At 47.9% G+C, this 15,699-nt stretch carries 5 protein-coding genes; 3 read left to right on the top strand and 2 right to left on the bottom strand.

Annotated elements, in window-relative coordinates:
• Positions 1-3: 3 nt before the first annotated feature.
• Entirely contained in the window at positions 4-1,137 is a 1,134-nt protein-coding gene (locus DF182_RS22340; protein WP_113618010.1) for an AAA family ATPase, read from the bottom strand.
• Between the two features lie 20 nt (positions 1,138-1,157).
• Entirely contained in the window at positions 1,158-2,405 is a 1,248-nt protein-coding gene (locus DF182_RS22345) for a vWA domain-containing protein (RefSeq protein WP_113618011.1), read from the bottom strand.
• A 185-nt stretch (positions 2,406-2,590) separates the two neighbouring features.
• On the opposite strand from DF182_RS22345, the gene DF182_RS22350 reads away from it, so the two are divergent.
• The 3 genes from DF182_RS22350 to DF182_RS22360 all read left to right on the top strand — a co-directional run bounded on the left by DF182_RS22350 (position 2,591) and on the right by DF182_RS22360 (position 15,647).
• Entirely contained in the window at positions 2,591-7,234 is a 4,644-nt protein-coding gene (locus tag DF182_RS22350; RefSeq protein WP_113618012.1) for a DUF3320 domain-containing protein, read from the top strand.
• Positions 7,235-7,397: 163 nt separating this feature from the next.
• The gene (locus DF182_RS22355) at positions 7,398-9,797 is read left to right on the top strand and encodes an ABC transporter permease (protein ID WP_113618013.1); all 2,400 of its coding nucleotides are present in this window, start codon (positions 7,398-7,400) and stop codon (positions 9,795-9,797) included.
• 165 nt (positions 9,798-9,962) lie between these two features.
• Positions 9,963-15,647, top strand: coding sequence for a YCF48-related protein (locus tag DF182_RS22360; RefSeq protein ID WP_113618014.1), 5,685 nt, complete (start codon positions 9,963-9,965; stop codon positions 15,645-15,647).
• Positions 15,648-15,699: the final 52 nt, after the last annotated feature.

The following is a 15,699-nucleotide window of genomic DNA, read 5'->3' on the forward strand; positions in this document are numbered from 1 at the left end:
AGGTTACATTTTTGCGAGTAGGAGTTTGGCCACTTCTGGAATACTGTATAATTTTTTCAGGCTCTTATTGGGAGCATTCACCAGTTCCTGTGCCATTGCCAGCCGCAGATCATTAGGTATAAATGCCAGCAGGATAAATGCTTTCAGATTACCGAACTCTTTTTCTGTCAAATCTTCTTTGATGTTGAGCAGATGGTTGGTAAGCCTGGTCATCATTACAGAAAGGATGTCCATCCGCTTTGTCTGACCATCTACCAGCGCTTTTATCTGTGCTTCCATGATCTGGAATTTAGGCGCACCGAGTACTTCCTGCGGGGAGATGATTTTGTTCATGTCCATGTTCACGAAGGTGATAAACGCAGTAGTGGTGGCTTCGTCGAGGCAGCCATCACCGAGCATCTTCACCAGGTCCAGTTCTGCCTGCAGGTCTGGAATGGTTTCGAGTGACTGGAAAAACTGTACCAGGGAACGTGGTGTGGTTCTGGCTCCGGTGATGACTTCCGGATAGGTGAGGATGAAGTCGATACCACGGGGATCGATACCGGCTGTTTCGGCCCAACGAGCCCATGTTTTGACATCAAACTCCATGGTCATGTGCATCATGCGGGTGAGCATGGCATCATCCATCGTTGATACGGAATAGTCGCCACCATCGGGGTTGGCGGTAAGTATGATCATCCATCCCGGAGGGAAGCGCCAGCTGACCAGTTCATAGTTTTGCAGTAGCTGCATGATACCTCTCAGGATACGGTCATCGGCACGGTTTACGTCATCTATCAGGAAGATGCCGGGGCCTGGTTGTTTGGGTACCCAGTCGGGTGCAATAAACTGAGTGGCTGAATTGTCTCCCTGGTGTGATATTTTGGGCATCCCCAGCAAATCGCCCATCTCTTCAAATTGTGCAGGGGCTATATAAACAAACTGGTAACCTTTGTTTAGTGCAAAATCGCGCACCATTTCCGTTTTACCGATACCGTGCATGCCCCAGATACAAACGGGGGTGGGTCTGCGTTTGCCGGCATGTTCGGGGTTGTCGAAATGCTGATGGGTCACATGTTCCAGCAGTTTTTCAACCTGGCTGGCATTTACTTTTGATCCGTAGGTGATGTAGTTGAATTGCGGTGTTTTCGTTGACATACTTTTTCTCGAATAATTATTTAGGAAGCTATCAGTCTGGCTTTTCTGCCAGGCAGTTGGCGGAATGTGTCTGAATCAGGAGTGATGCCATCGCTGGAGATTACCCATAGCAGCGGAAAGCGGGGGATTACCTCCGGTAGTGGTGCAACACCATCGGTAAAGTAAATCAGCCCATCAGGCCGGAATATTTCATTACCGTATTGAATAGGCGGATTGAAGTCGGTGCCACCACGTCCTTTCACAAAATCGGGTGGTATGCCTTTATAGGTATACACCTGCTGTACTGCTGCATCGCATTCCAGCACCATGATCTCTGCACCCTGGCGCCAGATATGATGTATCTCGTTAAAAAAAAGACCCAGCTCTTTCATGTCGATACTTCCGGAAGTATCAACTGCCACCAGGAGTTTTTTCTGTTTTCTGATTTTGATGCCCGGGTTGGTGCCATAGCGTCTGGACGGGCGTTTGAGCGTGTTGCGTACTTTTGTTTTGCTGCTGCTCTCTGAAAAGAGCCGTATCACCCTGCGCCAATCTACCAGCGGTTTATTTTTTATCAGAATAGACTCCAGATAACTTCTGAAAGCGGAAGGCAGGCTGCCGTAGCCTTTTGCGCTGGTTTTTGCGCGGGCAATACGGATAAGATTATCTATTTCCACATCTGTGAGATCTTTCAGCAGTTTGTTACGGTCGTAAATCTCTTTCCATTTTTTATGTCGCTCCATGCCATGCGAGTTTTCTGTAATGGAGCAGAGGGTGCGGGCACATTCACAGTCCTTGTATTGATCCGGGTTGTCGCGCAGATGTAGCAGTTTCTCGTAGTAGTATTGCCATGTCTGACCAGCAATCATGTTTAGTTCAGGGAATTTTTCCATGAAGACAGATTCTGTGGGCAGCAATGCAGGGTCTATGTACTGGTTCACGACAATATCCATGGCGATGTTGACCAGCAGGCGGTCGGCCTGCGGTTCATTGACCAGTGTATGTTTAAATACGATATGTAATACTTCATGTTTTACTACGCCATAACGGTGACGCTTATCTGTAAAAAACTGGTCCCAGAATACAGGATTGATGTACAGGGTATGTCCTCTTTCACGAAGCCCTACAGCCATTGTTTGTACTTCTGCATCGGGGCTGGTGACTTCTTTGTTGATAGCAGCAAAAAAGTGGGAGTAAAAAGGTTCCTGCATCAGTAGTGCTATGCTGGTACGGGTGACTTCTTCCAGTATTCTTCGGTGGTCTATCGGGTTACCGGGTTGAACTTGCATCTCGTAATGCTTTGTTGATAATGCACCAAAGTATTAAAAAATATTCGATTTATTGACAGGGAGATGGTGAAAGAATGATTTCATAACATGTTATCTGATATCAAATAAGATAACCATCAAATATTTACTGTTATGCACCGTTAATAGGAGTATATTTGCAACGTTTTTATTTCTCTAGCGCTATTATGATTGCATCCATATTAACCAGACTGGAGTCTTCCCGAAAAGAGCTGCTGGATCTGGGTCTGAAAAATCCCCTGTTAAATTACAAATTGCCGGCCAGCAAAGGGTTACACATTGTTGATGAATCATCGGCAGCTGTTTATGAGCTGTTGGTGAAAGAAAACAGAACACTGACTTTCCTGGACCGTCCGGATAAAAAGACAACACAACAGGAAGTAGTATACCAGGAAGAACAGCCAGCATCTGCTGCTAAAGACGCGGTTCATGATACCCGGTTACAGACCAGCGAATCGCAGGCTAATCTCCACACCCGTTTGCTCAATACTTATTATGCAGCGAGGATCAGCATTGAAGAACAGGGTTTCAATATCCTGTATCTGTCTCTTGGCATGTTGCACTGGTATGAAGCAGATAGCAGCGGAGAAGCGCGTCAGGCACCGCTGTTGCTGATACCGGTACAGCTGGACCGTTCGGATGTCCGTGAGCGTTTCCGCTTAAAATATACTTTGGAAGAAGTGGAAGCCAACATATCGCTGGAAGCGAAGATGAGGGCGGATTTTAATATTGGGATACCAGGACTGCCGGAAACAGAAGACTTTGATGTCAACGAATATTTTACTGCCGTATCTGCGGCCATAGAAGGCATGTCTGGCTGGAAGGTGGAACCCGACGCGATTGAACTGGGATTTTTCTCCTTCGGCAAATTCATGATCTATAACGATCTGGATGCAGGCAACTGGCCATCAGACAATGGTCCGCTGACGAATCCGGTGATCAATAGTCTTTTTGGTGGCGGCTTTTTAGATAATCAGCCGGGCGTGCCGGAAGATACTTTTATCGATGATGTGCCCCGTGCAGATGAACTATACCAGGTAGTAGATGCAGACAGCTCACAGATACTGGCCATGCTGGCTGTACAGGAAGGCAGGCATCTGGTGATACAAGGTCCTCCCGGCACCGGTAAATCACAAACGATCACCAATATCATTGCAGATGCTGTAGGCAGAGGCAAAAAGGTATTGTTTGTAGCGGAGAAGATGGCTGCACTCGAAGTTGTAAAGCGTCGGCTGGACAATATACAATTGGGAGAAGCCTGTCTGGAGCTGCACAGCCATAAAGCCAACAAAAAGGAGCTGCATCAGGAACTCCGCCGTGTGCTGGAGCTGGGACGTCCTTCTGTGCATAAACTTCGGGAAGAAGTGATGCTGCTCAATACGCATCGTCAGGAACTGAATGAGTATTGCCAGTCGGTGAATGAACCGATCGGGCAGAGTGGTCTTACCGTTCACCAGATAACAGGCTATCTGTTACGGATAAACGAAGAAACAGCCGGTAAGCAGTTGCCAGCTATCAACCCACCGGATATGGCCTCCTGGGATGCTGCAGCTATGAATAAAGCTACCGCAATGGCTCTGCGAATACAGGCCTGCCTGCGGGAAGCCGGTATGCCTTCACAACTGGCATTCCGTGGTAGCCGATTGACTGTGCTGTTACCTCATCAGCAGGATGCCCTGCAAAGACAGCTGCAGGGTACTACCACAGCCTTGCAAACGCTGCAGCAGCTACTTGCTGCCATCGCCGGCAGTCTGGGAATGACGCCGCCGGCAGATATGAAATCAGCTGCACAACTGGTAAACATCTGCGACCTGCTCTCCCGTAAGCCCGATCTCAACGGACTGAATACCGCCAGTCAGTCCTGGCTAATCCGGCAGCAGGATGTCGCTGCCTGGCTGGAAGCCGGCCGCCGGCATACCGCTATTCACGCTGCCTATCAGGATACCCTGATCCCTGAAGCCTTCACACAGGACCTGATGGAAGTCCGTCAGAATCTATTGGCACATGGCGGCAAATGGTATAAGTTCCTCATAGGCGCTTACAACCGCAGCAACAAACAACTGGCAGCCCTGTGTAAAGGCCCTCTGCCAAAAGATAATACCACCAAACTGCAATATGTGGACAGCATCATGGAATATCGCCGTCATGATGCGCTGATACAGGAACATGCGGCCCTGGGCCGTGAACTGTTCGGTATCCGCTGGCAGAAACATCAAACCGACTGGGACGCACTGGATACTGCAGCTGCCTATGTAACGGACATGCATAAACGTATTGCTGCCGGTACCTGTCCTATGCAGATACTGAACTGCCTGCATCAGCAGGTAGACCCTGCTACTGTTGCCACAGACAGGGACCGTCTGCAACAACAGCTGAACAGCACGGCCTCCCTGCAGGCCGGCGTATTACAACAGCTGGATATGCCGGGTTATCAATGGCCGGAATCCTTTGCAGCCACAGCTGAACAGCTGGTCAGCTGGAAAGACCGTCTGCCTGAAATACACCATAACATCGCCTGGAACAATATAACGGAAACGGCTACACAGGAAAATCTCTCCTGCCTTATCAGCCCATCAATGGAGTGGCCAGAAGCAGCACGCCTGCTGAAGACCGTTCTGCAAAAAACCTGGTACGAATACCTGCTGGAGGCAGCGGTGAAAGCACAGCCAGCGCTTCGGCGCTTTGACCGCGCTGGTCATGAAGAACTGGTACAGCAGTTCCGCCGCCTGGACACCACGAACCTGCGATACAACCGTGCCCGCGCCGCTCTCAGCCACTGGGAGCAGATGCCCCGCATCGATGCCGGCGGACAGGTAAATATCATCCGCACTGAGTTCAACAAAAAAGCAAGGCATATGCCGGTGCGCAAACTCATGAAGGAAGCTGGACTGGCCATACAGGCTATCAAACCGGTGTTTATGATGAGTCCTTTGTCTATCGCTAATTTCCTGCCGCCGGGTTCACTGGAGTTTGATCTGGTGATTTTTGATGAAGCCAGCCAGGTAAGGCCGGTGGAAGCCCTGGGCGCCATTCTGCGAGGCAAACAGCTGGTAGTGGTGGGAGATACCAAACAGCTGCCGCCTACCAGTTTCTTCGATACGCTTACTAAAGAAGTGGAGGACGAAGAAAACATTACCGCCGATATGCAGAGCATTCTGGGCCTCTGCGACGCACAGGGAGCGCCTCAGCGGATGTTGCGCTGGCACTACCGTAGTCGGCACGAGTCGTTGATCACGCTGTCCAACCATGAATTTTATGAAAACAAACTGGTGATCTTCCCCAGCCCCGGTTCCAAAGAAAGCCGTGGCCTGGTGTTTAATCACCTGAAAGATACTGCCTACGACAGAGGAAAAACACGCACCAACCCTAAAGAGGCGGAGATAGTGGCTGATGCGGTGATGGAACATGCCCGCCGTCATCCGGCCCTGAGCCTGGGTGTAGTGGCTTTCAGCACTTCCCAGCGTGAAGCTATCACCACGGCGCTGGAAACACGCCGTCGCAACAACCCTGAGCTGGAATCCTTTTTCCGTCAACATGCTGATGAACCTTTCTTTGTAAAGAACCTCGAAAACGTGCAGGGCGATGAAAGAGATGTCATCTTTATCTCTATCGGTTACGGGCGTACGGAGGAAGGATATGTGGCCATGTCTTTTGGTCCGCTCAACAACGACGGAGGTGAGCGTCGTCTCAATGTACTCATCACCCGCGCCAAATCACGCTGTGAGGTATTTACCAATATCACTGCAGATGATATAGATCTCAACAGGGCCAAAAGCACTGGTATCATGGCATTGAAAAACTTCCTCTACTATGCGCAGTATGGAAGGCTGAACACTACGATAGAAACAGGTCTTCCGGCCGACAGCCCGTTTGAGGAAAATGTGGCAGCCAAACTGGAAGCGCTGGGATATATCGTTAGAAAACAAGTTGGTTCCCGCGGCTTTTATATCGATCTGGCTATTGTAGACCCTGACCTGCCGGGCCGCTATGTGCTGGGCATCGAATGTGATGGCGCTGCCTATCATTCCGCCCGCTCTGCCCGCGACCGCGACCGCCTGCGGCAGCAGATGCTGGAAGCCATCGGCTGGAAGATGCACCGCATCTGGAGTACCGACTGGTTCCGTAATCCCGGCAAGGAACTGGACCGTCTGGTAGCAGCCATCGAAAAAGCACGTGCCGATCTTTCCATCAACGATCAGGTGGAAGCTGATGTGATCGCAGAAGCCACCCCACTGCTGAAAAGAGAAGCCGTAGAAACAGAAGATACAGATGCGCCGTTGTATGAAATAGCTGAACTGCCGGAAGCGATCAAAGACCAGGAGTTTCATGCCACTCCGATAGGCAGCCTCTGTGACTGGATAGAACAGGTGGTGGCCGTTGAAAGCCCGGTGCATTTTGATGAAGTAGCCCGTCGTATGGTGGAAGCCGCCGGTATTACCCGTGTAGGTCCCCGCATCCGGGAGATCCTGCGTCATGCTGTCAGACACGCTGATGCCAGCAAACGGATCAAGATTAAAGGTCAGTTTCTCTGGGAGACTGCGTTGTCAGAGCCCACAGTACGCAACCGTAGCCAGCTGCCAGCTGCAGCCAGAAAAATTAGTTATATTTCCGTAGAGGAAATCGGGGTAGCCCTCGAAAAAGTGGTCAAAGATGCTATCGCCATCCAGCGCGAAGAAGCAGTGCCTTTTATCGCGAAGATGTTCGGCTATAGCCGTGTTACAGAAGAAATGAAAGAAGAGATCCTGAAAGCGATCGACGCAAATATTGCCAATAATGTAGTGCAACAGGAGGGAGAACTTCTCAAAGTATAAACGAACAACAAGTGTATCGGAAACGGACATATGTATATCTTAATTATACATATGTCCTTTCTTTTTATAGGTAGTTGCCACTGGCATGTTTTTTTGATGCAAGACTAATAGTGAGGATAGTTAAGAAGTGCAGTCGTATTCTTCAATGCTAATCTGAAGTAAGATGTTCAGTAATTTTCTGCTGATAGCCTGGCGTAACCTTGTCAGGTATAAATACTACGCATTAATCAACATTGCCGGGCTGGCGATCGGGATGGCCACCTGCTGGCTGTTGCTGTTATATGTGCTGGGAGAAACCAGTTACGAAAATTTTTTTCCGGATAAGGACCGGGTATACCGTGCGGTAAACAGTGCTACCTGGACAGGCGGCAGCCTCAACCTGGCCACTACTTCGGCACCCTTTGCACCGCTGCTGAAAAAGGACTATCCTGAGATAGAAGAAGTAACCCGTGTGTTAACGGATGGTGGTAGCATGCTTCAGTATGGAGAGAAAAAGCTGCAGGTAGAAGATATGTTTTTTGTAGACAGCACATTTCTGAAAGTTCTGCCATTTACGCTTTTACAGGGAGATGCAGGCAGCTGTTTACAGCAGCCGAATGCCATTGTGCTCACAAAGACCCTGGCGGCTAAAATATTCGGGGACCCGGCGCTGGCAATGGGCAAAACAATCCGCACAGAAGACAGCACCACCGTTTTTCTGGTGAGCGGCGTGATGGAAGATGTGCCCGCCAATTCTCACTTTGCCTTCAGCGCGCTGCGGGTGTTGCCTGCCAACTACAATGCTGACGGCTGGCAGAATTTCGACGTATATACTTACCTGTTATTACGCCCGGGCGCAGATATAAAAACGCTGGAAAACAAGTTGCCTTCTTTCGGGGAACGATATGTAAAACCGCATATGGGCGACGTGACCTATAAGATGGAGCTGCAGCCGATTACCTCCATCCACCTGCATTCCCATCTGGGATATGAAATGGGGACTAATGGCAATATCCTCTACGTATATGTGTTCCTGTTGGTAGGGCTGCTGATACTGGCCATTGCCTGTATCAACTATATGAACCTGGCTACGGCCAGGGCTGCAGGGCGTGTGCGGGAGGTAGGGGTCCGTAAAACGCTGGGGTCGGGGCGGGATGAGATAGCTCGTATGTTTCTGGCGGAGTCTTTTCTGTTGACACTGATCGCTGCAGTAGTTGCCTGGGGGCTGGTAACGCTGGCATTGCCGTATTTTAATGCTTTTGCCCACCGGCAGCTGCAGCTGTGGCAATTTGGCGTGGCCCGTACCATAGGAGCGGTATTATTGCTGGTATTGTTTACGGGGCTGATGGCCGGTATCTATCCGGCGGTGTTTATGTCGGGGTTTAGGGTGGTGTATGCACTAAAAGGGCGTTTGAGTGGAAGCAGCCATACTGGTTTCCGCAAAGGACTGGTCACTTTTCAGTTTATGATTGCCATTGTACTAACAGCCAGCACGCTGGTAGCGTATGATCAGCTGCAATATGTAATGCACAAAGACCTGGGCTTTCATAAAGAACAGATGCTGTATTTCCATCTGAATGATGTGAATGTACGCAGCAGCATTCCGGCTATCAAACAACAGCTGCTGAGCAATCCACTGATACGTGATGTATCGGCTGTCAGCAATCCCATAGGCCGGAACGACCTGGGCACCAGCGGCTTCTTCTTTGAACAAAATGATGGTAGTATTGCTGAATCATCTATCCTGGCGCAAAGTCTGATGGTAGATGCCGATTTTCTAAAAACGATGGGCATCTCTCTGCAGAGTGGCCGTAACTTCTCTGATACCGGTAACACCGACCGTTTTCATGCCGCGCTGATCAACGAAACGCTGGTGAAAAATTTCAACCTGAAAGATCCGCTGGGCAAAAAAGTACAGTTCAAAATTGATAACAAGGGCACACGGGCAGAACGTGTAATCGTGGGCGTAGTCCGGGATTTTCATACCTACTCCCTGCAACATAAGATAGCACCGCTGGTAATGGAGATGGCGCCTTTCTCTGTGATGGAAGATAATCTGTACGTGCGGATAAGCCCACAGAACATCCCGGCAGCACTGGCACATATTGAAAAAGTATATAAGCGTTTTGATGCCAATCATGCTTTCAGCTATCATTTCGCAGATGAGGATTTTGCCAGACAATATGAAGGAGAACTGCAACAGGAAAGGATTTTTGGGATGTTCACTGTACTGGCTTTGTTTATTGCCTGTCTGGGATTATTCGGACTGGCCGCTTTTATGGCGGTGCAGCGCACCCGGGAGATAGGGGTGCGCAAAACCATGGGCGCTTCTACCGGCAGTATTGTAAAGATGTTATCGCAGGACTTTCTGAAGTTGGTGTTGATAGCCGCTTTGCTGGCGTTTCCATTGTCATGGTGGATAATGGACCGCTGGTTACAGCATTTTGCCTATCGTACCGGTATCAGTATCTGGGTGTTTGTATTGACCAGTATAGGCGTTACCGTAGTAGCGCTGCTTACCGTCAGCTACCATGCATTGAAGGCGGCGCTGGCCAATCCGGTGCAGAGTCTGAGGGCCGACTGATTGCAGGAAAGCGGGATTAAACAGGTTGGGTTGATTTTCAGGATCTAAAATAGACAACATATACCTTTAGTTGTCTTGTATGTGTTTATTATAAGATTTTATGGAATAAGATTTAATTTTATATTCTATTATAATAAATATCCCTTATTCCATTTACCTATACCAATGATGACAACCGCCTGTTATCTCAAAAAATGCTGTTTTGTATCCCTGTTAATGTGTCTTTTGTTTGTCCCCGGCTATATGACTGCACAGATGCGGCAGGTATACCTGGATACCAATGAAAACAACGAAATTAGGAAAATAAGCTTTTACACACCTGCAGAAGGATTTGTAGCCTTCACTAACTATATCGGTTTTAGTAAAGACAGTGGACGCACTTTTGAAAAGAAGTATATCACTACTGCTAATGTTAACTACAATAATAACAATGTCAATCTGACTTTTGGCTTCTATATCCAGGGTGTCAAGGCATTGAATGCCCGGGAACTCTTCGTTTATGGCGATTATGGACTGGTGCCTGCTATATTGTATTCTACAGATGCCGGTAATACCTTTAAACTGATATTCCATTCCCAGTTACGGAATTTCGACCTGCTGAATGGTACAGGTATTACCGACTTCGCCTTAACGCCTGGTGGTAATACTGTTTATGCAATAGATGCTGACAGGATTATGAGGTCTACTAACAAAGGTAGTAGCTGGTCAGTATCTTCCCAGCAGTACAACAGTTATTTCAAACGTATACTGGTCATCGACGACAACACGGCCTTTATCTATAACAATGACACCAAACTGCTGAAAACCAGCAATGGAGGCAACACCTGGCAGCAATTGAACTTGCCTGCGGGTTCTATGCTGTCTGCTTCATTTCTGAATGCTGACAAGGGGTGGGTAGCTATGCGTACCGCTGATCAGGAAGGAATTATTTATGCTACCGATAATGGTGGTATTACCTGGACAAGGAAAAATGATCCCCAGGCTGCATCCTATTATTTTAGTCAGATACAGTTTGTCAATGCTACCACCGGATATGGACTGGGTGGTTTGTTCACATTGTTCTCCACCAAAGATGCCGGAAGATCATGGCAGCAGCTTCCAAGGGATAATGACTATACTTATCTGGGTTATTCCCATAACGACTTTCAGCTGTTCGGTAACAACCAGCTCTGGGCGGGTGGTGGACACGGTTTTCTGGAGCTTAGCAACAATGGTGGCGGTTCGCCGATTCCTGCTGCACGTTTCAAAATAGATACTATCGGTGTAGCACAAACGAAAGTAGTAAAGCTGGTTAATTTCTCCGGAGCGAGTTATAGTTTCCAATGGTTTAAAAACGATACCTTACTGAGCACCGCTTACGATGCCAGTTATTCCCGTGATGTTTTTAAGCTGAATGACACCATCCGTCTGATTGTTTCGGATGGTCAGCATAGCGATACCACTACACGTGATATCTCTTTTAATCCACCGGTAATTATCTATTCTCTCTCTGGTAACACTGGTACCCTGGGTACAGAGATCATCATCAAAGGTCTTAACTTTAAAGATGTGACAGCGGTAAGCTTTGGGGGGCAGCCTGCAAAATCCTTTAGTGTACAGTCATCAACGAAAATCAGTGCTGTTGTGGGGAAAGGGGCTTCGGGCGATGTAGTGGTAACTACAGCAAAAGGAACAGCTTCTTATGCCGGATTCCGGTTTATTAGCCTGCCAGCGGTCAACCTGCCGGTATCCCTTTCAAAAAATATACTCTGTAAGTCAGAACAGATAAATGTCACGCTGCAGAATACCGAAGCGAATACCCGTTACGATCTGGTAGACAGCAAAAACAATGTGGTGGGAAGCGGACTAAGCACAGGAGGTCAGCTGGTCTTCCAGACCAGCCTGATTTCGCAGTCAGATGCCTACCGGATTATAGCCAGCAGCAATGATTATCCTGACGCACGCCAGTCATTCAGCACTACTATACCGCTGACAGTTGAAAAAACAACAGCAGCCTTTGTTACTGATAGGGTCAATATCACAGCAGGGGAAACGATACGTTTTATCAGCCGTTCGAAAGAAACCCAGGATGTTATATGGAATTTTAACGGAGATGCCAGCATCACTACGGCTGCAGCAGATAAACCCGCAGTCAGCTATGGTACTCCGGGTATGAAAACATTACAACTGATCAGTACCAGCAAAAACGGCTGCCGCGATACACTCAACGGCAACGCTATATTTGTTTATGATAAAAGTGAGATCCTCGATGTGTGTTATGCAAGTCAGTTGCACCTGAACAGCCAGGGGCACCCGTTAACAAGTATGACCCTGTGTCCGGACGATGGTTTCCTGGTGAGCGCTACCAGCAGTGATACACCTGTGGTGGTAAGCCGGTATGGCTCTCCTGGTAAATTGCCGGCAAAAACCACCAGTTATCTCGCTAAATACACTACAGACGGTACATTAAGCTGGATGAATTATTTTGTGGGTCAGGGTTCGATCGTACAATCTACACTCGATAAAGATGGTAATATTTATATCATTGGAAATACCCGTACCAATAGTTATCTCCATCTCAATACCGGCGACTCCATTTCTTTTTCGTGTATTCCGGGAGATACGACCCGCCTGGACTCCCGCTCGGTTGGGTTTACCATGAAGCTGGACCCCTCCGGTAAATATTTATGGCATACCATTCTCTATGACCCTACACAATTGTATATCGGTTATAGTAATATCGGTGCAAATGTTACTCATATTACGGTGAAGGAAGATAACATTATTCTTTCCGGTGATTTTCCCGCTAAAGTGTCTTATTTCCGGAATGGTCAGATGAAAGTGATGTATGACTTCCCCAGCAGCACTGGCGATGCCAGGAATCAACGTGTCGTGATCCTGAAAATGAAGCCCGATGGAGAACTACTGTGGAATAGCTATCTTCAGAACCATTCGGTTAACTATTACAGACTGACTGGTATCGGTATCGATCAGCGGGGAAACAGTTATTACTCCGGCATTTTAGAAGGTGCAATGGAGGTGTTTGATGCAGAATCCGGCAGTGGTGCCCAAAAGATAGGTATCAAAGATCATGTGGGCTTTCCAAAGGGATACTTGCTGAAGTTTGATGTCAATGGGAAATTTCAGTGGATCGATCATTTCCTGAACGAGTCTACAGGCGGTAGGATAGACATGAACGCTATTGCGACAGATGATGCGGGCAATAGTTATATAACCGGAAATGGTGACCGATACTATAAACCATATCTGATAAAAGCGGTACAAAATAACAAGGATACTACTATTGTATCCGATAGCCTTGCTGCTTTTGTACTTTGTAAATTTGATACCAATGGTAAGTTTAGCTGGTCAGCTGGCTCTAAGTATAACAATACAAATTATGGGAGAGGGATGCAGCTCTACCTGAATGGTAGTAGTATATATGCTGTTGGTACTATACAAACCAGCACGCGGAATCCTACCGTTACCATCACTTCAACAGATTATAACCATAGGGCATTTGATATTAATGATGCTAACTTTTTTGTGGCACAGTATGATCTGAATGGCGTTTTACAGCGGATGGTGTCCAGCGGTAAAAATACCGGTGGTGGTGTGGAACCAGAACATATCGGTATGGACAGCAAGGGGAATTTCCTCATGGCGGCTAACACTGATATCTGGAACGGTGGTGGCCGCACAGCGGAAGTATTTAACAACATTGTGAATACAACCGGTGGTTGTTTTATTAAAACCAACCTTAACTTCTGTCAGGCTGGAACACCACCGTTAGCCAATGCTGGTGCGAATAAAACGATTTGTGCCGGTGACAGTGTGATGATCGGAAGTACCGCTGTTGCGGGCAACAACTACTACTGGGCATCTTCTCCTATCGGCTTTATCGCTAAAAGTGCAGGTATGAAAGTATCCCCGAAAGAAACTACCAGCTATTATCTCACAGTGACGAATGCAGATGGGTTAACTGCCAGAGATAGTGTAGTCGTTACCGTAAAAGGTGATAAAGGAGCTGCAGGCCCGAACAGGTCCATTTGTGAAACCACTGTCACTACTATCGGATTGCCGGCCAGGCCGGGAAGGGTATACAGCTGGACAGCTGATAAATCAGCCTTTTCCGCTACCATCGCCAACCCGGAAGTATCTCCGGCAACAACGACTTCCTATTTCCTGACGGTAAAAGATACAGCCGGATGTTTGACAACTACTACCGATACGGTTTTAGTGACTGTAATACCCAAAGTAGTGCCGGTTGTCAGTGTAGACTATCCTGATACCGCTGTATGTGAAGAGGCAAGTATTACCTTTAAAGCTTCCTCTGTAAACGGTGGTACTGCGCCGTTCTATTCCTGGTTGATAGATGGCCGCCTGATGAATCCCGGATGGGATACGAGAACACTGAGCAGTGTGACAACGCCTTACAAGGTACAGGCCATCGTCAAAAGCAATGCTTTGTGCGCCATCCCGGCTTCCGACACCAGTAAGGTTATACAGATTACTGTCAGAAAAAAAATTATCCCGACATTAACCATCGCAGCATCGGATACTGCTATCTGTAAAGGAAAGAAAGTAACCTTTACCGCCAATGCTTCTGAGCTGGGAGATAATCCTTCTTATAAGTGGGTAAAAAATGATTGGTACTGGTTCTCTGCACCTGATAATAAAGTGTACATTGACAATGACCTTAATGACAATGATGTCATCAAGCTGGTATTGACCACCAACACAGGTTGTGGCCCTGTTAGCGTAACCAGTAATCCTATCACTGTGAGGGTATCTACGCCCGCACCACAGGTGACCATTAAAGCAGATCCCAAAGTTATCTGTAGCGGAACTCCTGTAACATTCACCGCGTCCTATACCGGGATGGACACCGAACCTACCAGCATACAGTGGAAGAAGAATGGACGAATCGTTAACGGCAAAGGGGCTGTATATGTAGATAGTATGCTGAATAACAACGATGCGGTGGCTGTCCTGCTTACCTGGAATCTGCCATGTGGTAGTACTCAGAAAGCCAGTGAACCTTATTATATACAACTGAACAGATATAATCCGGCATTATCCATTAGTACTGCAAGAACCGCGCTCTGTGCGGGAGAAACAGCTGTGTTTCAGGCGGTGGCTACAGATGCGGGAACAATCAACGCCATAACATGGAAAAAGAACGGGCAACTTACCGGTAGTACCGGCACCACTTACAACGATAATGCGCTGCGAACCGGAGATGTTATCCAGGCGGTAATGCAGAGTACTTCCAGCTGTGGAACTACTTCATCCGTCCTGTCTAATCAGATATCCGTTACCGTGAGTGAAGTTCCAGCCCCTACCGTTGTTATCAGCGGGCAGACATCCGTTGTGGCCGGGACTCCGGTTACTATTACGGCTGTTATAGGTAATACTTCAGGTGTTACTACCTGGCAGTGGCAGGATAGTACAGATGTTGCCGGCTGGAAAGTAATACCTGGTCAGGGCGCGCCTGCACTGGTTTATACACCGCAGCGCACCGGCGTGAAAGTTCGAGGCAGGTTGCGCAGTACATTGGATTGTGGTATGGTGACGGAGGTGACCAGCAATACCCTGACTTTTACATTGCCAGGTGAACAGGCTGCAGATGTGCAGGTACGGACATATCCCAACCCGATAGCAGATGTGCTGACGGTAGAACTGAATCCTGCTGATCAATGGACAACGCTGGGGATATATGATCTCAGCGGATTTCAGCGGTATATCATTCCGGTAGCTAATAAATCAAAAGTAACACAACAGGTTTCATCGTTGTCTCCCGGTATCTATTTCATCATCCTGAAAAATGACCAGGGAACATCTCAACGGATAAAAGTCGTTAAGCAGTAATATTAGTCATCAGTATATGCCGGGTATTGCCGGCATATACTGATGACCAGAT

Origin of the sequence: Chitinophaga flava (assembly GCF_003308995.1) — a bacterium.
GTDB lineage: Bacteria > Bacteroidota > Bacteroidia > Chitinophagales > Chitinophagaceae > Chitinophaga > Chitinophaga flava.